Raw genomic sequence first — 22,785 nt, 5'->3', positions numbered from 1 at the left:
ATGCGGCGTTCCACCTTCACCGACGCGGCCGTGACCTATGCGGCGATCGGCGGCACCCTCGCCCCCGATCTGCTCCGGTACCCGCCGCGCGGTTACCGGCCGCTCGAACGCACCGTTCGCCTCGGCAGCGGTGAAGAGCGGTTCCGGACCGCTGCCGCGCTCCTGATGACCTGGGGCGTGCAGCTCGGCAGTGGCATGACCGTCACCGACCTCCAGCAGAGCACCGGCGTCCAGTACTCCGGGATCGTGTTCAACGCCGACGGCACCCCCTCGGTGAACCAGGAGCACCCGGTCGACGAGGCGACGTTCGCCGACGACGGCACCCCGTACATCGTCAACGGCATGTCCGCGCGCCTCTCGGTGGCAGTGGGCCCGTTCACCGTCGACTCGCCCGTACGTGTCGTCTACGTCATCGACGAGACGGACCGCATCGGTTTCGGCTACGGCACCCTTGACGGCCACCCCGCGAGCGGCGAGGAGGCGTTCATCGTCGACCGACAGGCCGATGACTCCGTCTGGCTGACGATCCGGGCCTTCTCACGTCCGAGCACCTGGTACTACCGGCTCGCCTGGCCGATCGTCCGCATGCAGCAGGCCAAGTACACCGCCCGCTACCTGCGCGCCCTGCACCCGGTCGGCGCGGTCTGACGATGGGCAGCGCCCTTCCCCTCGGCGATCCGGCACCGCGCGACGGCCTGCTCCCGGCATCCGCCGCCGTCGGGGCATCCGAGCGCGACTTCGGCGTGTACCTGCATGTGCCGTTCTGCCGGGTGCGCTGCGGCTACTGCGACTTCAACACCTACACCGCGACCGAGCTGCGCGGAGCGTCCCAGCACGACTACGCGGGCCAGGCCGTCGCCGAGGTCGAGTCCGCAGGGCGCATCCTCCGCGACTCCGGGGTTCCGGACCGGGAAGCCGCGACGGTGTTCTTCGGCGGCGGCACCCCCACACTCCTGCCCGCTGTGGACCTGGTCCGGATGCTCGACTCCGTCCGCGACACCTGGGGCCTCGCGGACGGCGCCGAGGTGACCACGGAAGCCAACCCGGACTCCGTCGACGCCGCCTACCTCGACACTCTCGCCGCCGCAGGCTTCACCAGGGTCTCCTTCGGCATGCAGTCCGCCGTGCCCCGGGTGCTCGCGACCCTCGAGCGCACCCACGACCCGGAGCGCATCCCGCTCGTCACCGGGTGGGCCCGCGATGCCGGGCTCGACGTCAGTCTCGACCTCATCTACGGCACGCCGGGGGAGACCCGTGCCGACTGGCGCGCGAGCCTCGAGCAGGCCATCGGCCTGTCCCCGAACCACATCAGCGCGTATTCGCTCATCGTCGAGGACGGCACGAAGCTCGCAAGGCAGATCCGCCGAGGCGAACTCGCCCCCGTCGACGAGGACACCCAGGCCGAGTTCTACGAACTCGCCGACGAACTCCTCGACGCGGCCGGCTACGGCTGGTACGAGGTCAGCAACTGGGCGACGGATGCCGCGCACCGGTCCAGGCACAACCTCGCATACTGGCGCAGCCAGGACTGGTGGGGGTCGGACCCGGTGCGCACAGCCACGTCGGCGGCGTGCGGTGGTGGAACGTCAAGCACCCCTCCGCATACGCCGACCGGATCCTCGCCGGGGACTCACCTGCCGCAGGGCGCGAGACCCTCGACGACACGACCCGCGAGGTGGAGCGGGTCCTCCTGCTCACCCGCATCCGGGAGGGCATCCGGATCGACTCGCTCTCGCCGCTCGGTCGCCGCGAGGTCGCCGGTCTCATCGCCGATGAACTCGTCAACGCGAAAGCCGCCCTCTCCGGGACGGTCGAACTGACCAGGAGAGGACGGCTTCTCGCGGACGCCGTCGTACGGCGGCTTCTCGCGGATTAAGGTGCTGCGGTCTAGCTGACGAACTTGATGGTGAGCGGGTAGGTGTAGTACTCGCCCTTGTTGGCCGCGAGGGCCGCGATGATGCTGAAGACGACGCTCAAGACCCAGACGGCGGGCAGCAGCAGGAACCCGACCAGCGCCAGCGTCAGCACTCCGCTGACCACATAGGCGATGGCCAGGGTGATCTGGAAGTTGAGCGCCGTCGCCGCGTGCGCGCGGATGAACGGGCCGCGGTCCTTGAGCACGAGGTAACCGATGAGCGCGGGCACGAACTCGAAGAGGATTCCGCCCACGTGGATCAGGGTGGCCCACAAGCGTTCGTCCGACGGGTTCATCGGCGTAACGGGCTGGTAGGAATTGGCGGGGGTGGTGTGGACATTCGGGCTCCTTGTACGCGTTATCTGGTTGTGCTGGTCCCGCGAGATACTCCGGGTGGTGTGAGGTTCCGCCGGTCGCCGCGCTACTTGATGAGACGCAGGGCGAAGGGGTAGCGGTAGGCCTGGCCGTCCTTCGCCTTCAGGAACCCGAGGATCGAGAAGATGATCGCCACGACCCAGGCGGCGAAGATGATCAGGGCACCGACGAACGGGAGGATCGAGCCGATCACGTAGAGGATGGCGATCGTGATCTGGAAGTTCAGGGCTTCCTTGCCTTCCTGGGCGGTGAAGCGACCGCGATCCTTGAACACGAGCCAGATGATCAGGGAGGGGAGCGGGCCGATGATGCCGCCGAGGTGCGCGAAGGACGCCCACTGGCGGTCCTCGGTCTCGGTGAGGGGAGCAGCGGCAACGGGTGTGGGTGCTGCCGGCTGGTATGGCTGCTGCGGGGGGCGCTGGCCCAGGTTCGGATCTTCGCCGTTGTTACCGGTTGAATTGCTCATCATCGTGCCTTTCCGTGCGGATGGAGGACCGTTACAAGACTCAAGGTACTGCGCCCAATCATCCGCTAGCAATGGGGGTGTCCCCGTGTGTCGCGATATGATTGGCAGTCAAACGCCGTGAGTGCCAAAGTCGCCGGCACCCAGTCACCCGGAAAGGAGGCGATTCAGTCATGGTTTCGGATCGCAGCCTCGAAGTTCTGCGGGTCATTGTTCAAGACTACGTCGCCTCGCGCGAGCCCGTCGGGTCAAAAACCATCGTTGACCGGCATTCCTTCGGAGTGTCGGCGGCGACCATTCGCAATGACATGGCTCTCCTCGAGGAGGAGGAGCTCATCATCGCCCCGCACACCTCCTCAGGGCGGATCCCGACCGACAAGGGGTACCGGCTCTTCGTCGATCACCTCGCCGATCTGCGCCCGCTCTCCGCAGCGCAGCGCCAGGCCATCGAGACGTTCCTCGGGCAGTCCGCAGACCTCGACGAGGTTCTCGCCCGCAGCGTCCGGTTGCTCTCCCAGCTCACCCACCAGGTCGCGCTCGTGCAGTACCCCTCGCTGTCTCGTGCGAGGGTGCGCCACATCGAGCTCGTGGCGCTCTCGGAGACCCGGCTCCTGTCCGTGCTGATCACGGATGCCGGCCGGGTCGAGCAACGCGTGATCGAGCTGCCCCGGCCGCTCGAGGAGCAGCTGCTGGTCCGCCTCCGCGCCCGCCTCAACGCCGCCGTGGTCGGCCTCAGCATGAGCGCAGCAGCGATCGCGCTCACGGATGCCGCCGACCTGGCCGGCGAGCAACCGGACGTTGTCTCCCTGGTCACCCTCACCCTTCGCGACCAGGTCGGTGCGAACCGGCAGGAGCGGCTGGTGATGGCCGGCGCCGCGAACCTCGTGCGCACGGAGGAAGACTTCACCGGGAGCATCTATCCGGTGCTCGAGGCCATCGAGGAGCAGGTCGTCCTGCTGCGCCTCTTCGGCGAGATGGCGACAGACCAGCATGGGGTGTCGGTGAGTATCGGCAGGGAGAACGCGCCATTCGGACTCTCCGAGACCAGCGTGCTGACCAGCGGCTACAGCTCGCAGGGTGGAGACCTTGCCCGCCTCGGCGTCCTGGGCCCCACCCGGATGGACTACTCGAACAACATGGCGGCCGTCCGTGCCGTCGCCCGCTACCTGTCCCGCCTGCTCGAATAGGCGAGTCCCTCGACCAGCCCCCACGCCGCACACCTACGAAAACAGACCTAGGAGAGCCAGCTTTGGCTGACCATTACGAAGTACTCGGCGTCGCACGCGATGCCTCCACCGACGAAATCAAGAAGGCGTACCGTCGCCTCGCCCGCCAGCTCCACCCCGACGTGAACCCCGGCGCGGATGCGTCTGAGCGGTTCAAGCACGTCACCCACGCCTACGACGTGCTGAGCGACCCGAAGCAGCGCGACAACTACGACCACGGCGGCAACGGCCGTACGGGCGGAAACGCCGGGTTCGACGGCAACTTCGGCAACTTCGGCGACATCTTCGAGACCTTCTTCGGAGGGGGCGGCGGCAGCCGTGGACCGAGGTCTCGCCGCGAACGCGGCCAGGACGCCCTGATCAGGGTCGAACTCGACCTCGACGAGATCATTTTCGGAACCCACCGCGACCTCGAGGTCGACACGGCCATCGTCTGCGCGACCTGCAGCGGAACCTGCTGCCAGCCGGGGACCGCCCCTGTCACGTGCGACATCTGCCACGGCACCGGCAACATCCAGCGCGCCGTGCGCTCCCTGCTGGGCAATGTGATGACCTCGAGCCCCTGCGGCTCCTGCCGCGGTTTCGGCACGATCATCGCAACCCCGTGCGTGACCTGCCAGGGCCAGGGCCGTGTCCGCGCCCGCCGCACTGTTCCGGTCGACATCCCCGCCGGCGTCGACACGGGCCTGCGCCTGCAGATGCCCGGGAGCGGAGAGGCCGGACCTGCCGGCGGCCCCAACGGCGACCTGTACCTCGAAATGAAGGTCCGCCACCACGACGTGTTCAGCCGCGACGGTGACGACCTGCTCTGCACCCTCGACGTGCCCATGACGGATGCGATCCTCGGCACGACCACGACGGTCAAGGCCCTCGACGGCGACATCACCGTCGAGATCCGTGCCGGAGTGCAGGGCTCCGAAGTCATCACGGTCAAGGACCGCGGAGTCTCGCGCCTCCGCGGCAATGGCCGCGGCGACCTCAAGGTCGGGATCCACGTCGTGACGCCGACCAAGCTCGACCACAAGGAGAGGGAACTGATCGAACAGTTCGCCGCGAAGCACAAGTCCCCGGCTCCCGCGCTCAGTGCGGTGCAGCAGGGACTCTTCGCGAAGCTCCGCGACCGGTTCCGCGTCTAACCGGATGGCGCACTTCTTCATCGACGAGTCCCTCCGCGCGGAGGACTGCCCCGTCGGAGCCGTCGCGACCATCACCGGTGCCGAGGCCAGGCACGCGGTCACCGTGAGCCGGGTCCGGCCGGGGGAGCACCTGCTCGCCGGGAACGGGTCCGGCCTGCTCCTGGAGACGACCGTCGAGGAAGCGGAGACCGGACGGCTGGTCCTGCGGGTCGACAGCGCGCGGAACATCGCGAGGCCGAGCCCGCGCATCCGCCTTGTTCAGGCACTCGCCAAGGGCGACCGCGACGAGATGGCGGTGCAGGCCGCGACCGAACTCGGCGTCGACGGCGTCGTTCCGTGGGCGGCCGCCCGCTCGGTGACGCGCTGGGAGGGCCAGAAGGTCGCCAAGGGACGGGAGCGTTGGCGCGCCATCGTACGCGAGGCGTCCAAGCAATCGATCCGGCCCTGGCTTCCCGAGGTCGCAGACCTCACGAGCACCAAACAACTCGCCGTGCTGGCGCGGGGCACGCGGATGCTGCTCCTCGAGCCCACCGCCGACATCCGGCTGACCCGGTTGCCGTCGATTGACGACGCGGCCGACGCGGCCGATTCCCAGGCAACCGCGGCGCGGGACATCGTGCTCGTCGTCGGTCCGGAGGGTGGCATCGCCGCCTCGGAACTCGAGATGCTCGAAGCCGCCGGGGCCGTGCGGGTGCGCCTCGGCGACACCGTGCTGCGCACGTCGACGGCCGGGCCCGCCGCCCTCGCCGTGCTCAACGCCGCCCTCGACCGGTGGTGACCCCCGGCAGGTTAAGATAGGACCATGTCAGAAACCGGCGCAGAACCCTCCGTCTTCAGCCGCATCGTCGCGCGCGACATCCCCGCGACCATCGTCGCCGAGACCGAACGCATCATCGCATTCGTCGACATCAACCCGCAGGCCCCCGTGCACATCGTCGTCACGACCAAGACGGAGGCGTACCGCAACGTCGTCGAACTCGCCGCCGGCGACCCCGGACTCCTTGCCGAGCTCGTCGCCGTCGCCGGGCGGGTCGCCACCGAGCTTTCCGACGGCCAGTTCCGCCTCGTCTTCAATACCGGCGCCGCCGCCGGACAAACCGTGTTCCACGTCCACGCCCACGTGCTCGCCCTGAAACCGTCGGAGGACGGGGCGACCGGCTCGCTCGGGGAGGGAACACTTGGTTCCGTCTGAGCTGTCTGAGCCGTCAGAGAAGTCCGTGCCGTCCCTGCCCTCCGGTGCGCTCCCGTCCGAAACGACGGTCGAGACCCGGATCCTCATCGACGGGGTCGCCATGGTGCGCCTCCTCGGCGCGCAGGACCGGCTGCTCGGCGCGATCGAGAAGGAACACCCCGCGGTCAGCGTGCACGTCCGCGGCAACGAGATGACGCTCTCCGGTGAGCCGAGCCAGGTCGCCGCCGCCCGCCGTCTGATCGAAGAATTGCTCGTGATGATCCGCGAGGGCCGTGACCTCGCGCCGGCCGAGGTCGAGTCGAGCGCCCGCATGCTCGGCGAGGACAGCACCTCGAGCCCCTCCGTTCGCCTCGGGCCGCCGATCCTCACCTCACGGGGCAAGAGCATCCGCGCGAAGACGATCGGCCAGAAGGAATACGTCGATGCCATCGACACCGACACGATCGTTTTCGGGATCGGCCCCGCCGGAACCGGCAAGACCTACCTCGCGATGGCGAAGGCTGTCCAGGCCCTGCAGCGCAAGGAGGTCGACCGGATCATCCTCACCCGTCCGGCCGTCGAAGCGGGGGAACGCCTCGGCTTCCTGCCCGGCACCCTGACCGACAAGATCGACCCCTACCTGCGTCCGCTCTACGACGCGCTCGGCGAGATGATGGAGCCGGAACTCCTGCCGAAACTGCTCGCGGCCGGCACGATCGAGGTCGCCCCGCTCGCCTACATGCGCGGCCGCACCCTGAACAACTCCTTCGTCGTCCTCGACGAGGCGCAGAACACCACGCCGGAACAGATGAAGATGTTCCTCACCCGGCTCGGCTTCGGGTCGAAGATGGTCGTCACCGGCGACGTCACCCAGATCGACCTGCCCGCAGGCACGAGCGGGCTGCGCCTGGTGACCCGGGTGCTCGACACGGTCGACGACATCCGCTTCGTGCGCCTGACGAGCGCGGATGTCGTACGCCATTCCCTCGTCGGCAGGATCGTCGACGCGTGGACCGAATACGACGCACTCAGGCAGGCGCAGCGCATCGAAAGCGAACAGGCCCACGAGTTCGTCAAGCGCGGCCCAGAACGACCCGGCGGCATCCGCGACCGCTTTCCGAAACGGAGACCCTCATGAGCATTGAAATCAACAACGAATCCGACATCCCGGTCGACGAGGTCGCGCTCCAGCGCCTCGCGGCCTTCGCCCTCGACACCATGCACGTGCACGCCGACGCCGATCTCGCGATCCTCCTCGTCGACGAGGGCGCGATGGAGCAGTTGCACGTGCAGTGGATGGATGAACCGGGGCCCACCGATGTCCTGAGTTTCCCGATGGACGAACTCAGGCCGGGCACAGAAGACGCCGAAACACCGGCCGGCCTCCTCGGTGACATCGTGCTCTGCCCGCAGGTCGCCCAGGGCCAGGCCGAGACGGCCGGGCACTCGACCCTTGACGAGCTCCTCTTGCTGACCGCGCACGGGATCCTGCACCTTCTCGGCTTCGACCACGCGGAGCCCGACGAGGAGAAGGAAATGTTCGGGATCCAGCGCGACATCCTGATCGGCTTCGCCATGCAGGAACGCCGCCGCGCGCGATGAGCATCGGGTGGTTTCTCGTGGCGGCCATCGTCCTGGTCGCCTTCGGCGGCCTGATGGCCGCCGTCGATTCCGCCATCCTCGCCCTCTCCCGCGTCGACATCGCCGAGCTCGCCGAGACCCACCGGGCGAAACGGTCCCTCCGCGCGATCTCCGCAGACACCGGCGCCCACCTCAATGCGATCAGCTTCATGCGGATCATCGCAGAGACGACCTCCGCGGTGCTCGTGACCCTCGTCTTCGCCACCACGATCGAGCAGCTCTGGCTCGCCCTCGTGCTGTCCGCGGCCCTGATGACGGCCGTGTCGTTCGTTCTCGTGGGCGCGAGTCCGCGCAGCGTCGGCAGGGCGCACCCGGACGGGTTGCTGGCCGGGACCGCGCCGCTCGTGCACTTCCTGCGCGTACTGCTCGGGCCGATCGCGAACGCCCTCGTCGCCCTCGGCAACCGGGTCACCCCGGGGCGCACCCGGCTCGCGACCTTCACCTCGGAAGACCAGCTGCTCAGCATGGTCGACGAGGCCACCGAGCTCGACGTCCTCGAGGAGGACGACCGGGAACTCATCCACTCGATCTTCGAGTTCAACGACACCGTCGTCCGCGAGGTCATGATCCCGCGCACCGACATGGTGACGATGGAGGTCGATGCCTCCCTCGGCGAGGCGATGGGCCTCTTCCTGAGCAAGGGCTTCTCCCGAGTGCCCGTCATCGACGGCGAAGTCGACGATGTCACGGGCATCGTGTACCTCCGCGACGTCGCCCGGCTCGTCTACGAGCGACCGCCGAACATCGAGAGCCTCACCGTCGGCGACCTCGCCCGGCCCGCCGTGTTCGTCCCCGAGTCGAAGAAGGCCGACGAGCTCCTCCGGCAGATGCAGCTCGAGTCTAACCACCTCGCGATGGTCGTCGACGAGTATGGTGGCATAGCGGGCCTGGTCACGCTTGAAGACCTGATCGAAGAACTCGTCGGCGACATTTCCGACGAGTACGACCGTGATGTCGTCGAGGTCGAAGACCTCGGCCACGGCCGGTTCCGGGTCAGCGCCCGGCTCCCGGTCGATGAACTCGGCGAACTGTTCGACCTCGAACTCGACGACGACGAGGTCGATTCGGTCGGCGGACTGCTGGCCAAGGCCCTCGGACGACTGCCCGTTGCCGGGTCGGTCGCACGAACGAGCGGGCTGGTCCTCACCGCGGAACGCACCGAGGGCCGCCGCAAACGGATCAGCACAGTGCTGGTCCAACGAGACGAAGCGCTGATCGAAGTGCAGACCGCATTCCTCGGAGTGACGGACGATGAGGGAGTAAACGGCCATGACCACAGAAAATGAATTCCGGGCGGGGTTCGTGTCGTTCGTCGGCCGACCCAACGTCGGCAAGTCGACCCTCACCAATGCCCTGGTCGGTGAGAAGGTCGCCATCACCTCGTCGAAGCCGCAGACGACCCGGCGGGCCATCCGCGGGATCGTGCACCAGAAGGACGGCCAGCTGATCCTCGTCGACACGCCGGGCATCCACAAGCCGCGGACCCTGCTCGGCGAGCGACTCAACAGCCTCGTCCAGTCCACCCTCGCCGGTGTCGACGTGGTGGGCCTGTGCATCCCCGCCAACGAGCCGATCGGCCCGGGGGACCGCTTCATCAACGAGCAGCTCGACAACTTCCCGCGCGCCCGCAAGGTCGCGATCGTGACCAAGATCGACCTCTCCTCGAAGACGAGCGTCGCGAACCAGCTGCTCGCGGTGTCCGCACTCCGGGACTGGGAAGCGATCGTCCCGATCTCGTCGACGAGCCGCATCCAGCTCGACATCCTCGCCGCCGAGCTCCTGCGCCTCCTGCCGCTCTCCGACGCCCCGCTCTACCCCGCGGATGCCGTCACGGACGAAAGCCTCGAATCGCGCATCTCCGAGTACATCCGTGAGGCGGCGCTCGAGGGCGTCACCGACGAACTGCCGCACTCCATCGCCGTGACGATCGACGACATCATCGAACGCGACGACCAGGAACTCGTCGAGGTCTACGCCAACCTCTTCGTCGAGCGGGACAGCCAGAAAGGCATCATCATCGGCAAGTCAGGCAGCCGGCTCAAGGACGTCGGGGTGCGGGCGCGCAAGCAGATCGAACCCCTCGTCGGCAAGCGGGTCTTCCTGTCCCTCCGGGTCAAGGTCGCCAAGGAATGGCAGCGCGACCCGAAGCAGCTCGGTCGCCTCGGGTTCTAGGGGTTCGTCGCCCTGAACCTTTGCTGGGGACGGGCAGGCCTGCCAGCATCCTTCCCTGAGCTATTGCTCAGAACCCGCGATTTGGCGGGAAGGCCATCCCTCGGAGTGTGAGGGTAGGGAGGAGGAAACCGAAATGGCCGCATTGCTTGACACCAGCATCGTTGCTGGGCCCGTCGTCGTGGTCCTCTACGTTCTTGCCGGACTCGCCGTCCTCCTCGTGCTCGTCCGCCGGTACAGCGGAATCGTCTTCTTCCGTGTCGCCGCGAGTCTCTCAGCAGGGGCGCTCTTCGGCTGGGTGCTCGCCTGGCTGACGAGCGATGTCTGGGACCTGTTCGGTGTGTCGCTGTCGATGGTGACCCGCGGCTGGGTCGTGGCCGTCTTCGCCGGGATCGGTCTCGCGATCAACAGCCTGACCGGCCGTGGCTGGCGGCGGGGCGTCGCGATCGCCCTGATTCCGCTCTGCCTCCTCGCCGCCGCGGCCGGCATCAACGCCGACTTCGGGCAGTACACCACGGTGCGCGCGGCACTCGGAGTTCCGCTCTACGGAGCACTCGACGTGGGCGCGACCGCCGCAACGGCGAGCAGCGTGGGGGAGACCGCGGGCAGCATCGGCACCGTCACGATTCCGGCAACCGTATCCGGCTTCGACGCCCGCCGGGCCATCGTGTACCTGCCGGCCGCCGCCCGCACGGCACATCCTCCCGTGCTCCCCGTCGTCGTGATGCTCTCCGGCCAGCCGGGAACACCGGCAGACGTCTTCACCGCAGGGAAACTCGACGCGATCCTCGACACGTACGCCGCCGCCCACGCCGGCCAGACGCCCATCGTCGTCGTCCCTGACCAGTTGGGGGCAGCGGACCGCAACCCCATGTGCGTCGACTCCGTGCTCGGCAACAGTGCCAGTTACCTCACTGTCGACGTGCCCGCCTGGATCCGGTCCACCTTCTCGGTCGCCGCAAGCCCCGCCGGGTGGACCATTGCGGGGTTCTCCCAGGGCGGCACCTGTTCCATCCAGCTCGGCGCCGCGCACCCGGAGCTCTTCGGCACCATTCTCGACATCTCAGGCGAGCTCGTGCCCAGGAACGGGGATGCCGCCCACACGATCCAGACCGCGTTCGCCGGCAGTGCCACCGCTTACGCGGCCGCCGCGCCGGCCGCGATCCTCGCTGCGCACGCCCCCTATTCCAACCTGCACATCATCTTCGCCGTCGGGGCAGGTGACACGCGTTTCCTGGCCTGGGCGAACACCCTCGACGCCGCGGCGACCGCGGCCGGCGCAGGCACGGACCTGATCGTCTCGCCAGGGACCGCGCACGACTGGCACACCGTGCAGTTCGCCTGGACGACCGCTTTGCCGCTGATCGCGGCCCGCACCGGACTCGCGGTGACCCCGTGAACGCCATGTCGACGTCCACCGAAGGCTCCCACGGTGCCGGCGGAACAGCCGAAACCGGGTGGCTCTCCCGGGCCGGAGCCGGTCTCGCCGTGACCATCCGGGTCGTCTGGCGACGGCTCAGGACACAGCCGGTGTCCCTCGGCTACGCGCTCATCCTGCTCGTCCTCGCACTCTCGACGGGCATCGTCCAGGGGCCGTCGCGGTGGATCCGGCTCTGGTTCGGGACCGGATACGAGTCGGTCATCGACGGCGGGCACTGGTGGTCGCCGATCACGAGCGTGTTCCTCGTGGACAATCTCGCGGAACTCCTGCTCGCGATCCTCGCGACCCTCGTGGTCCTCGGCTATGCCGAGCATCTCCTCGGCAGTGGCCGAACGGTCATCGCCTTCCTGTCGACGGCCATCCTCGGCACCGGGATCGGTCTCCTGCTCCAGGACGCGGGTGTCGCGAGCGGAGAGATGTGGTCACGGGGCGTCAGCGAACTCTGGGCGCTCGACCCGTTCACGCCGATCTTCGGCACGATCATGGCGGCGAGCAGCTTCGCAGGGCCGCTCTGGCGGCGACGCATTCGCGTATTCACCCTGATGGTTGCCCTCGTGCTCGTGCTCTACTCCGGCCAGCCCTCAGACGTGTACCGCCTTCTCGGGGCCCTCGCCGGTCTCGCGCTCGGGGCCGTCTTCCGGCCCCGGCGGATCGACCTGACCTGGCGCCGCAGTTCGCACCGCGAGACGCGGACACTCCTCGCGTCCGTGCTCGGCATCCTCGCCGTCGGCCCGGTCATCACGATCTTCTCCGGAACGCGCTTCGGCCTCCTCGCTCCGCTCGGACTCCTGCTCACCCAGGGCGTGCCCTCCGTCACCGATGTCGTGGACCGGTGCCTCCTGGGCGATATCACCCGGCAGTGCGTGCACGAACTAACCCTCGAGAGGGTCGCCGGCGTGGGGCCGGTGCTCGTCTCGCTGCTGCCGCTCCTCACCCTTCTTGTCGCCGCCTTCGGAGTCCTGCGGGGCAGACGATTCGCGGCCTGGCTCGCGATCGTCGTGAACACCGGCATGGCCGTTCTCGGCGCCTGGTACTACGGCCTCCTGCCGATCTCCGGCCAGCCGTACGTCTGGCACTGGCGCTCCTTCCAGTACTGGGAGGTCGCCGTCGTGCTCGTCGTGTCGGTGCTGGTTCCGCTTGCAACTGCCGTGCTGATCATCGTGAACCTGCGTCGCTTCCCCGTGCGCAGCAGGCCGGGCAGGCTCCGCCGCTTCTTCGTGACGACCGTGGTCTCCTTCTTCGGCCTCGCGGCCGTGTACGTCATCGGGGGACTCGCGCTCAGCGACCGGTTCACCCCCGCCGTGAACCTCGTGGACCTCGTCAGCGACGTGCCGGAGCGGTTCATTCCCGTCGGATTCCTCCGACTCGAACGACTCTCCTTCCTGCCGACCGACTGGGCGTCGACCTTGCTCTACCAGTGGGTCGGACCGGTGTTCTGGGCGATCGTCATCATCGGGGCGATCCAGTGCATGCGCAGCACCGTCGCCGGCGGCCGGAGCGACGACGCGGCCCGGCTGCGGGCCATCCTCAGCAGGGGCGGTGGAGGCTCCCTCGCATACATGACCACGTGGGAGGGGAACTCACTGTGGTTCAACGCTTCCGGATCGACCGCGATCGCGTATCGCGTGGAGGCCGGCGTCGCCATCACCACGACGGAGCCGGTCGGACCCGTCGAAGACGCCGCGCGGGCGATCGCCGACTTCGCCATCATGTGCGACGACCACGGCTGGGTCCCGGTCTTCTACAGCCTGCACGGCAGCTGGCAGGCGACCTTCGCCCGGATGGGCTGGCAGACCATGGGGATCGGCGAAGAGACGATCCTGAGGCCCCGGACCTGGGACACAACCGGGAAGAAGTGGCAGGACATCCGCTCGTCGATCAACCGGGCGGAACGTGCCGGAGTGCGCGCGGAATGGACGACGTACCGCGCGCTTCCCGTGCTCGAGAACGTGCAGATCTCCGAGATTTCCGAGCTCTGGGTGCAGGAGAAGGAACTCCCCGAACTGGGCTTCACCCTCGGCGGACTCGACGAGCTCCGTGACCCGGCGGTCCGGCTCATGCTGGCGATCGACGAAGGCCAGGTCGTGCACGCGGTGACGAGCTGGCTCCCGAGCTACCGGGACGGGAAGGTGATCGGCTGGACGCTCGACTTCATGCGGCGGCGCCCGGACAGCATGAACGGTGTGATGGAATTCCTGATCGCGCAGACCGCCCGGCAGATGAGCGAACAGCCGGAAATCGAATTCCTGAGCCTCTCCGCGGCCCCGCTCGCCCAGACCGGCGCGGGCGACGGAGACAACCGGGCGTCGAGCCTCGCCTCCCGGTTCATCGACTTCCTCGGGCGCAGCCTGGAGCCCGTCTACGGGTTCCGTTCGCTCCTCGCCTTCAAACGGAAGTTCCAGCCCGAATTCCACCCGCTCTTCATGGCCTACCCCGACCCGGTCGCCCTTCCTGCGATCGGGCTCGCACTTGCACGCGCGTATCTGCCGGCTCTCTCCGTGCGGGAAGCCCTTGCTTTCGCCAGGAGCCTGACCTGACCTGACCTGACCTGACCTGCCGGGACTACATCGCTCGGAGGATTTCCGGTTCACTCAGGGATGACGTTCCTGCGGCGCCCCCTGGCGGTCCGGCACGGGGTCGTAGGCTGGGAGGATGGTCGAGCCGGGAGTGTCCACGCGTGTCGCACGGTACCGCTGGATCCGTGTGATTCCCCGTCGTTCGCTCGCCCTCGACATCGTCATCGCCGGCCTCTTTTTCCTGCTCCTTCTCCTGGTCGACTCGGGCAGCCCCGCGACCGTCCTCGTCCTGGTCGGGTTCGCTGCGGCGCTCGCGGTGCGCCGGTTCTCGCCGGCCCTGGCCCTCACCCTCGCCTGGCTGGCCGCGACCGGACAGATGCTCGCGGGCGAGCCGGTGCTCGGCGGTGACGTGGCCGTCCTGGCCGTGCTCTACGTCACGGCGGCCTATGCCGGACCGGCCACGCGCAGGGCCGGCCTGATCTCGGTCGCCGTCGGCGCGCTGGTGGCCGGGGTCTACCTCGCGGTCGCACAACGCGGCGTGGGACACCTCGGAACAGTGCTCGCGCAGGGGGACATCGGCGCCCTGGTCTGGTCGACGGCGATGCTGACCTTTGTCAGCCTGGCCGTTCTCGGCCTCTCCTGGACCCTGGGTCTGCTGAAGCGCTCCCGGCAGGCCGCAAGGGACAGCAGATTCACCCAGTACCGCGCCGAGGAGGAGCAGCGCCAGGCCCAGCGTGCCGTGGTCGTCGAACAGGAGCGCAACCGCATCGCCAGGGACATGCACGACGTCGTCGCACACTCGCTTGCCGTGGTGATCGCCCAGGCCGACGGCGCCCGCTACTCGAGGGCGAAGAACCCGGACGCCGTCGACGAGGCGCTCATCACCATTTCCACAACCGCACGGGAGGCCCTCGGAGATGTCCGGATCCTGCTCGCCCGGCTGCGGCAGGACGTGGTCAGCGGACCGCAACCCGTGCTCGCCGACCTCGACCGCCTCGTCGAGCAGATGCGCGGCACGGGACTCGACATCCACTGGACGACGACCGGCACGCCGGCCACGCTCGGCTCCGGCGCCCAGCTCGCCGTCTACCGGATCGTGCAGGAGGCGCTCACCAACGCACTCCGGCACGGTGACACCAGCCGGACCGTGGCTCTCCGACTCGACTGGACCACCGACTGGGTCGCGGTGACGATCAACAATGCCCTCCGGATCGCGCCGTCCACCGTGGCCCCAGGGGTGGCCGGCGTCGGGGAGACGCACGCGGTGGAGATCGGCCACGGCCTGCCCGGCATGCGGGAACGGGCGCTCCTCGCCGGCGGTTCGCTGACCGCAGAGCCCGACGAAGGGTACTTCCGCGTCGCGGCACACCTGCCGGCCATCATGGCGGGGCCCGTCGTGCGTCCGGTCCAGGCCACGGACGTGCGTGCATGAGCGAGGTCGCGGCGGCGGACGCCCCGCGCATCCGTGTCGCCCTGGTCGACGACCAGGCGCTCTTCCGTGCCGGGATCCGGATGCTGGTATCTTCGCAGGCCGACCTCGAGTTCGTCGGCGAGGCGGGCAGCGGCGCCGCTGGCGTCACCATGGCGGCCGCAGTCAGTCCGGACGTGATCCTGATGGACATCCGGATGCCCGTGATGGACGGGATCGACGCGACCGTCGCCATTCTGGCCGCGGCCGAGGCTGCCGGCGTGATGCCGCCGCGCATCGTCGTCCTCACGACCTTCGAACTCGACGAAAGCGCGAGCAGGGCTATCCGGGGCGGGGCGAGCGGCTTCCTGCTCAAGGATGCGGATCCCGAGTTCCTGCTGGCCGCAATCCGTACCGTGCACGCGGGCAACGCCGTCATCGCAGCATCGGCGACCCGCGAACTCTTCGCCCACTTCGACGCGCCGGCCCCCGCGCAGCCGGTGGAACCCGAGGCCTTCGGCACACTGACCAGCCGCGAACGCGACATCTTCGCCCTTGCTGCCCTGGGCCTCAGCAACGCGGAGATCGCGGCGCGTGAATTCCTCAGCGAGGCCACCGTCAAGACGCACATCAGCCGTATCCTCTCCAAGCTCATCCTCCGCGACCGGGTTCAGCTCGTCGTGTATGCCTTCCAGCACGGCCTCACGGAGTAACGAGCGGATGACCCGGTCCGGCCGGTAGTCATCCCCTCGGCATCCGGGATACCTCTGCTGCCCGATGCGGTGAGGGGGAGCGATTCCTAGCGTTGAAGCATGGAAATCACATCTGCAGAACTCGGCCTCGCGGCCAGAGTCACCAACCTCTGTAAAACCTATGGATCAGCCACCACCTCGGTAACGGCGCTCGACGACGTGTCCATCGGCATCCGTCGTGGCCAGTTCACGGCGATCATGGGACCGAGCGGCTCGGGCAAGTCCACCCTGATGCACATCATGGCGGGACTGGACGAGGCAGGCTCCGGTCGGGTTTGGCTCGGTGATACCGAGATCACCGGCCTGGGCGACTCGGAACTGACGGTCCTGCGCCGCCGCCGGATCGGCTTCATCTTCCAGTCGTTCAACCTCGTCCCGACGCTGGACGTGCGGGGGAACATCACCCTGCCGTTCGCGCTCGACGGGCGGCGGCCGGATGCGGCGGAGAAGGACTGGATCGATCAGCTCACCGACTCCCTCGGCCTCGGCGACCGGCTCAGGCACCGTCCGCACGAGCTGTCCGGTGGCCAGCAACAGCGAGTGGCCATCGCGCGGGCCCTGGCCACCAGGCCCGAGCTGGTCTTCGCCGACGAGCCGACCGGGAACCTCGACTCCCGGAGCGGGCGCGAAGTGCTCACCCTGCTCAAGGCGGCGAGCACCGGCTACGGCCAGAGCATCGCCATGGTCACCCACGACCCCATCGCGGCCAGCTTCGCCGATCGCATCCTCTTCCTCGCGGACGGCAGGGTCGTCGAAGACCGGGAACGGTCCACCGCCGAAGAGATCTCCGGCATCATGCTCGGCATGGAGCAGTGCGCATGAGCGGCAGCGAAACCGCCAGCGCCACCGGGCACGCCGGCCGTGGTGCGAGCCTGGTCGTGGCGGCGCTCGCATCGGCCTTCGGGGTGCTGCTCCTGGAAACGACGAGCGTGCTCGCCACCGTCGTGAGTGGCAATGACGTGTCCCGCATTGCAGCGGTCCGTGCAGCCCTCTCGATCGTCGCATTCCTGTTCATCACGATTGCGGTGTACGTGAGTGCGATCGTGACCACCAACACGGTGGCCACCGTCATCGCCGGTCGGACCCGCACGATCGCGCTCATGCACCTGATCGGGTCGAGCGCGGGTGACCAGCGCCGCGCCGTGGCCCTCGACGGGCTGAAGGTGGGGCTCGCCGGAGCCGTGCTGGGCGCCGCCGCCGGCATCCTGCTGAGTTTCGCCGGTGTCCGGCTTGCCTTCGGCGCCGGGCTGATCCCGGATCTCGGCTACCGTCTCCTCGAGCCCTTGCTCGCCTTGCCCGTCGTCATCGTCGTGTTGTCCACCTGGTGCGCAGCGTGGGTCGGGTCTCGCCGGGTCCTCACCGTGAGCCCGATGCAGGCTGTCGGTGCAGCACAGGAGCGCACGCTCGAAGAGTCGGCTCGGCGCCCGGGCCGCAATGCCTTCGCGATCGTGCTGATGGCCACGGGCGTACTGTTTCTCGCCGGGGGAGTCTGGGCCGGGCAGGTCACGGAGTACGGCGTGCTGCTGGGACTTGCCGGCGGCCTGCTCTCGTTCACCGGCCTTGTGCTCGGGTCGCATCTGATCATGCCGCCCATGTTGAGCCTGGTCGGCCGGTTCCTGGGCGGCAGCGCGCCGGCCCGGCTTGCTGTCGCGAACGCCAGTCAACACCCGGAGCGCAGTGCCCGCACCACTATCGGACTGGTCATCGGGGTGACGCTCATCACCATGTTCGCCGTCGCGGGATCGACCTTCGAAACCATGATGCAGCCGCTGATGGACGACCCGGTGACGCGTGCGGCCGTCTCCGAGACGGTGTCGACCAGCCTCGCCGTGATCTCAGTGCTCGTGGGCTTCAGCGCCCTGATCGCCGCAGTCGGCATGATCAACAACCTGGCACTGAGCGTGCTGCAGCGTTCTCGCGAGATCGGCCTGCTCAGGGCCCTCGGTTTCACCGGCAGGCAGGTTCGCGCGATGATCCTCGCCGAAAGCGTGCAGATGACCGTGGCGGCCGTCACCCTCGGCCTGGTGCTCGGGGTCGCATACGGGTGGGCGGCGGCACAATCACTGTTCGGATCCGTCACCCATGCCGGTCTGGTGGCGCCGTCGATTCCGTGGCTCCTCGTCACCCTCTGCGTGGTCGGTACCGCCGTGCTCACCGTCGGGGCGACGATCCTGCCCGCTCGTCGGGCGGTGTCACTGGCGCCGATTGCGGCCCTCGCCGCCGGGTGAGACCGGTGGTCCTGCGACGGATGCCGCGCCCGCGACGGGAGCGCGGCATCCGTCGACCGCCGCTTCAGACTCTTCTCAGGATGCCGGCCGGAAATCGGTGTTAGCATTCCCTTGTGTTGTTCGGTCAGCTCCTCCTTCGCTGCCGCGACGAGTCCTAATCTGAGGCCTCCCTCGTCGCGGCGTTTGTTGTTGGCTATCCCAACCCCAGCGAGGAGATCACGATCATGAGAAACAACCAGTCCGCATCGACGATGCCGATCCACAAGTACCGTCCGTACCACGAGCAGTTCGCGGTCGACCTGCCCGATCGCACCTGGCCCTCGAAGCACATCGAAGTCGCACCGCGCTGGTGCGCCGTCGACCTGCGTGACGGCAACCAGGCGCTGATCGACCCGATGAGCCCTGAGCGCAAGCGCATCATGTTCGACATGCTCGTGCGCATGGGTTACAAGGAGATCGAGGTCGGCTTCCCGTCGGCCAGCCAGACCGACTTCGATTTCGTGCGCAGCCTCATCGACGAGGATGCCATCCCGGACGACGTCACGATCCAGGTGCTCACCCAGGCGAGGGAACACCTGATCCGGCGCACCTACGAATCGATCGCCGGCGCCAAGCAGGCCATCGTGCACCTCTACAACTCCACGAGCGTGCTGCAGCGCGAGGTCGTCTTCCGCGAGGACAAGCAGGGCATCATCGACATCGCCCTCTTCGGCGCACGCACCTGCCGCGCTCTCGAAGCGACCGTCCCCGGCACGACGATCTACTACGAGTACTCCCCGGAGAGCTACACCGGCACCGAACTCGAATTCGCGGTCGATGTCTGCAACCAGGTCATCGCCGTCCTCGAGCCGACCCCGGAGCGAAGGTCATCATCAACCTGCCTGCGACCGTCGAAATGGCCAGTCCCAACGTCTACGCCGACTCGATCGAGTGGATGTCCCGGCACCTCGACCAGCGTGAGAACGTCCTGATCTCCCTGCACCCGCACAACGACCGCGGCACCGCGATCGCGGCGGCGGAGCTCGGCTACCTCGCCGGCGCAGACCGGATCGAAGGCTGCCTCTTCGGCAACGGCGAACGGACCGGCAACGTCGACCTCGTCGCCCTCGGCATCAACCTGTTCACCCAGGGCATCGACCCGCAGATCGACTTCGGCAACATCGACGAGGTCAAGCGCACCGCCGAATACTGCAACCAGCTGCCCGTTCCCGAACGCAGTCCCTGGGCAGGAGACCTCGTCTTCACCGCCTTCAGCGGGTCGCACCAGGACGCCATCAAGAAGGGCTTTGAAGCCATGGCGGCGGATGCCGCGGCGCAGGGCCGATCCGTCGACGAACTCCAGTGGGCGGTTCCCTACCTGCCGGTGGACCCGAAGGACCTCGGTCGCAGCTACGAAGCCGTGATCCGGGTCAACTCGCAGTCCGGCAAGGGCGGCGTCGCTTACCTGCTCAAGACCGACCACTCCCTCGACCTGCCCCGCAAGCTCCAGATCGAGTTTTCCGGGGTCGTCCAGTCCAAGACGGATGCCGAGGGCGGCGAGGTCACGAGCGAGCAGATCTGGGAGATCTTCAACGACGAGTACCTGCCGAGTTCCAGTGGGCAGCCCGACGACAAGTGGGGCCGGTTCGAACTGTTCTCCACGCGGACCTCGAGCGATCTGGGCGGCCGTGTCGACCTCACGGTCGACCTCCGGGACGACGACGGAGTCGAGCGCGTCGAGGGGGCCGGCAATGGTCCGATCGCCGCGTTCCTGGGAATCATGGCCGAGCGCGGCATCGCGATCACGCTCTACGACTACGTCGAACACGCCATGTCCGCCGGCGGAGACGCCCTGGCTGCGTCCTACGTCGAACTCGACGTCAACGGCCGGCGCTACTGGGGTGTCGGCATCGACGCCGATATCTCGACCGCCTCGCTGAAGGCCGTCGTCTCCGCGGTCAACCGCGGCATCCGTGCGGTGGCAGGCGACCTCGCCCTGGCGGGTGTTCCGGCCTAGGAACCGGCTCGATCAGCGGGAAGGCAGGTATCCGGTGGCCTCGACTCCCACTGAGTCCCGACGTTCTCGGACGGTCACGGATCGCCTCTATTCCGTCGGAGTGGGCATCAAGGGCATCGACGGCGTGATCGAACTCGCCGCCGGACTCGTGTTGTGGGTGTCACCCGCCCTCGTCCACGCCCTGCTCGCGGGAGTAGCGGGCGAGGCGGGGGAGGGCGACTCCTCCGCCATGCGCTTCCTGGCGCAGTACGTAGCCCGGCAGGATTCCGAGCTTGCCGCAACGGGAGCCGGCTTCCTGATCGCCTTCCTCATCACCCACGGAGCCGTGAAGGTGGCTCTCGTCTACTGCCTCCTGCGCAAATGGCACCGGGCCTATCCGTACGCGCTGGGGATCCTGATCGCCTTCCTCGGCTACCAGCTCTACGCCTTCGTCCTCCGCCCCACAGTGGGCATGGCCGTCATCACCGCGCTCGATGCCGCAATCGTCGTTCTCGTCTACCGCGAATACCGTGAACTCAATCCGCGAACCGCCCGGCAGGTCTGATTCTCAGCGCCCCTGGACGATAGCGCCCCTTGACGATACGGATCCATGGGATGTGAGTCGGGGCATGCGAATCGGGGCGATCCGCCCAACGGCGGATCGCCCCGATCGCTGTGGTTTCTTAACTGCGTTCAACTGCACATCCGAAGGGCTGGTTTCTTTCCGGATTCAGCTGTGAACACGCACCCCTGCGGGACGTGTCTCGGCCGGTCGCTCGACTACCGACGTCGCCATCTGCGCCGGCTGCGTCGAAACAAGCACACGCGTCGCATCGTCGATCACCCCGGACAGCAACTCGAACAGGCGGTCGTCGGGATTCGGGGTGCATGCCTCAGCAATACCCTGAACCGAGACCCGGATGATCGTCTCCGCCGTGCGATCGGTGAACTTGGTACGCGACCATGCCCCCATGGAGGAGATGAACTCGCGCGCCCACCGCTCGGTCTCCGGCGCCGCGTCGAACGCGGTGCGGATACGGGCCTCGAGTCCTTCGGGCAACTCGCCATCGAGCCCCTCCAGCTGGCGCTCGCAATTCAGGATCCCGACGGCAAGCGCACGCTGGTGATCCGAGCTGCTCACGGGAAGCGCCGCGGTCGCGGCCCTGACCGCGATCAGTAGCCGCACCCGGGGGTTGTCGCCCTTGAGGCCGATGACCGACGGGATCAGGGGCACCAGGCGGGCCCGGGAACTGTCCGAGGTGCAGTCGTTGACCATGCGGGCGAGGGAGGCGACCAGGGGTGCGTGCACGCCGGATGGTCACTCCACGCTTCGCCTGCGAGGTAGGACGCGAACTCCATGAAGCAGGCACCGGAGCGCGGCGTGCGGTGTTTGCCGCGGGACAGGACCGGCATCAGGCTGGGCACCGGCATCGGATCGGGCGAGTTGCCCTTCAGCATATTCATGGATCCTCCAGACAAGTGAGTACTCCTCACTAGTGTCTCCCCGCGGGCCCACAAATGCGAGAGGGAATCCCGCCGATTTCTCCGTCCCTCCCACGCCGTCTGGGTGGGCCCAACTCCCGCACATTCCCGCCCTGCAGCTGCGGTGCCGCGGAATTCCGAGCTCCGGACCTGGTCGGGGGATTCAGTCGTGGGTGCGACGGCGGCGGAGCGTTGCGGGGCGCACGCGACGCCGCCAACGCGGCCAGCTGCCGATCGCACGCTGTTCTGGCAGGCTCCAGCCGTACCGGGCCGCGAGGATCCGCATCACCGTGGTCACGATCACGCAGGCGATCGCGGCGATGGTGATGTCCACGTGCAGTTCGAAAAGCACGACGAGGAGCGCGCTACCGAATCCGGCGGCCATGGCGTAGAACGAACCGACGTGCATGACGGCGATCGGAACGTTGAGCATCATGTCCCGGAGCGCCGAGCCGCCGACGGCCGTGATCACGCCCACGAACAGCGACGGAATCTCCGGGAGGCCGTGCGCGAGCGCCTTGCTCGTCCCGAGAGCGGCGAACAGGCCGATCGTCACAGCGTCGAGCGCGATGATGAACGGGCCGAGGCGGTTGAAGAGGCTCTGCAACAGCATGCCCAGGAGAGCGGATCCGCCTGCGATCGGCAGGTACCAGTTGCTCTGCAGGGCAGCGGGCACCCCGCCGAGCAGGATATCGCGCAGGAGTCCGCCGCCGAGGCCGACAGTGACACCGATGATCGCAATGCCGAGCAGGTCGAAGCGGCGATCGGTGAATCGCCCGGCGAACATGGCCCCCTGGATCGCGCCGATGGCGACCGCCGTCAGGTCGATCCAGAGCGGGATCGTGAACAGGATGGGAGGCACCCTCCAATGAAACCATCCGCCGCGG

Annotated in this window: 20 protein-coding genes and 2 pseudogenes; 18 read left to right on the top strand and 4 right to left on the bottom strand. The window is 68.0% G+C overall.

The features are described from left to right. Both RGU41_RS07610 and hemW read left to right on the top strand, forming a co-directional pair. Entirely contained in the window at window positions 1-648 is a 648-nt protein-coding gene (locus tag RGU41_RS07610) for a DUF1990 family protein (RefSeq protein WP_134446060.1), read from the top strand. Between the two features lie 2 nt (window positions 649-650). Next, window positions 651-1,876 (top strand): annotated as a pseudogene (hemW, locus tag RGU41_RS07605) (radical SAM family heme chaperone HemW). Between the two features lie 11 nt (window positions 1,877-1,887). Here the strand turns inward: hemW and RGU41_RS07600 are convergent. Continuing rightward, complete coding sequence (locus RGU41_RS07600; protein ID WP_134446127.1) at window positions 1,888-2,211, bottom strand: DUF4870 domain-containing protein; 324 nt, start codon at window positions 2,209-2,211, stop codon at window positions 1,888-1,890. 125 nt (window positions 2,212-2,336) lie between these two features. Next, the gene (locus tag RGU41_RS07595) at window positions 2,337-2,759 is read right to left on the bottom strand and encodes a DUF4870 domain-containing protein (protein ID WP_134446058.1); all 423 of its coding nucleotides are present in this window, start codon (window positions 2,757-2,759) and stop codon (window positions 2,337-2,339) included. 167 nt (window positions 2,760-2,926) lie between these two features. On the opposite strand from RGU41_RS07595, the gene hrcA reads away from it, so the two are divergent. From hrcA to RGU41_RS07515, 16 genes and pseudogenes are all read left to right on the top strand, one after another. Next, complete coding sequence (gene hrcA, locus RGU41_RS07590) at window positions 2,927-3,940, top strand: heat-inducible transcriptional repressor HrcA (protein ID WP_134446057.1); 1,014 nt, start codon at window positions 2,927-2,929, stop codon at window positions 3,938-3,940. Window positions 3,941-4,002: 62 nt separating this feature from the next. After that, a complete protein-coding gene (gene dnaJ, locus RGU41_RS07585) occupies window positions 4,003-5,115 on the top strand; it encodes a molecular chaperone DnaJ (protein ID WP_134561406.1) in 1,113 nt (370 codons plus the stop codon). 4 nt (window positions 5,116-5,119) lie between these two features. After that, window positions 5,120-5,893, top strand: coding sequence for a 16S rRNA (uracil(1498)-N(3))-methyltransferase (locus RGU41_RS07580; RefSeq protein ID WP_322135910.1), 774 nt, complete (start codon window positions 5,120-5,122; stop codon window positions 5,891-5,893). A gap of 24 nt (window positions 5,894-5,917) precedes the next feature. After that, a complete protein-coding gene (locus tag RGU41_RS07575; RefSeq protein WP_134558466.1) occupies window positions 5,918-6,307 on the top strand; it encodes an HIT domain-containing protein in 390 nt (129 codons plus the stop codon). A 100-nt stretch (window positions 6,308-6,407) separates the two neighbouring features. Then, window positions 6,408-7,424, top strand: a complete 1,017-nt coding sequence (locus RGU41_RS07570; RefSeq protein ID WP_134446126.1) for a PhoH family protein — start codon at window positions 6,408-6,410, stop codon at window positions 7,422-7,424. Next, window positions 7,421-7,888 carry an rRNA maturation RNase YbeY gene (gene ybeY / locus RGU41_RS07565; protein ID WP_134446053.1) on the top strand — a complete coding sequence of 156 codons (468 nt, stop codon included), beginning with the start codon at window positions 7,421-7,423 and terminating at the stop codon, window positions 7,886-7,888. Before RGU41_RS07570 ends, ybeY begins: the two co-directional genes overlap by 4 nt. Beyond that, window positions 7,885-9,213 carry a hemolysin family protein gene (locus RGU41_RS07560; protein ID WP_322135909.1) on the top strand — a complete coding sequence of 443 codons (1,329 nt, stop codon included), beginning with the start codon at window positions 7,885-7,887 and terminating at the stop codon, window positions 9,211-9,213. Before ybeY ends, RGU41_RS07560 begins: the two co-directional genes overlap by 4 nt. Then, a complete protein-coding gene (gene era, locus RGU41_RS07555) occupies window positions 9,197-10,099 on the top strand; it encodes a GTPase Era (protein WP_134446051.1) in 903 nt (300 codons plus the stop codon). Before RGU41_RS07560 ends, era begins: the two co-directional genes overlap by 17 nt. Window positions 10,100-10,232: 133 nt before the next feature. Continuing rightward, window positions 10,233-11,495, top strand: coding sequence for an alpha/beta hydrolase (locus tag RGU41_RS07550; RefSeq protein WP_322135908.1), 1,263 nt, complete (start codon window positions 10,233-10,235; stop codon window positions 11,493-11,495). Window positions 11,496-11,500: 5 nt separating this feature from the next. Further along, a complete protein-coding gene (locus tag RGU41_RS07545) occupies window positions 11,501-14,074 on the top strand; it encodes a bifunctional lysylphosphatidylglycerol flippase/synthetase MprF (protein ID WP_134446049.1) in 2,574 nt (857 codons plus the stop codon). Window positions 14,075-14,189: 115 nt separating this feature from the next. Beyond that, on the top strand, window positions 14,190-15,485 hold the full coding sequence (locus tag RGU41_RS07540; RefSeq protein ID WP_322135907.1) for a sensor histidine kinase: 1,296 nt from the start codon (window positions 14,190-14,192) through the stop codon (window positions 15,483-15,485). Further along, complete coding sequence (locus RGU41_RS07535; RefSeq protein WP_134446047.1) at window positions 15,482-16,174, top strand: response regulator; 693 nt, start codon at window positions 15,482-15,484, stop codon at window positions 16,172-16,174. Before RGU41_RS07540 ends, RGU41_RS07535 begins: the two co-directional genes overlap by 4 nt. A 99-nt stretch (window positions 16,175-16,273) precedes the next feature. After that, window positions 16,274-17,035 (top strand): ABC transporter ATP-binding protein, encoded by a 762-nt coding sequence (locus tag RGU41_RS07530; protein WP_134446046.1) that lies wholly within the window; start codon window positions 16,274-16,276, stop codon window positions 17,033-17,035. Further along, a complete protein-coding gene (locus RGU41_RS07525; RefSeq protein ID WP_322135906.1) occupies window positions 17,032-18,441 on the top strand; it encodes an ABC transporter permease in 1,410 nt (469 codons plus the stop codon). Before RGU41_RS07530 ends, RGU41_RS07525 begins: the two co-directional genes overlap by 4 nt. 224 nt (window positions 18,442-18,665) lie before the next feature. After that, window positions 18,666-20,437, top strand: a pseudogene (gene leuA, locus RGU41_RS07520) (2-isopropylmalate synthase). 34 nt (window positions 20,438-20,471) lie between these two features. After that, window positions 20,472-20,981, top strand: a complete 510-nt coding sequence (locus RGU41_RS07515) for a DUF2127 domain-containing protein (RefSeq protein WP_322135905.1) — start codon at window positions 20,472-20,474, stop codon at window positions 20,979-20,981. Between the two features lie 165 nt (window positions 20,982-21,146). Here RGU41_RS07515 and RGU41_RS07510 read toward each other — a convergent pair whose 3' ends face one another. Further along, a complete protein-coding gene (locus tag RGU41_RS07510; protein WP_322135904.1) occupies window positions 21,147-21,692 on the bottom strand; it encodes a hypothetical protein in 546 nt (181 codons plus the stop codon). Between the two features lie 369 nt (window positions 21,693-22,061). Next, a complete protein-coding gene (locus RGU41_RS07505) occupies window positions 22,062-22,760 on the bottom strand; it encodes a trimeric intracellular cation channel family protein (RefSeq protein ID WP_134446042.1) in 699 nt (232 codons plus the stop codon). Between the last annotated feature and the right edge of the window lie 25 nt (window positions 22,761-22,785).

Source organism: Cryobacterium sp. 10C3, assembly GCF_034314285.1.
GTDB classification, from domain to species: Bacteria; Actinomycetota; Actinomycetes; order Actinomycetales; family Microbacteriaceae; genus Cryobacterium; species Cryobacterium glucosi.
This window is presented reverse-complemented; position numbering and strand designations above follow the sequence as displayed.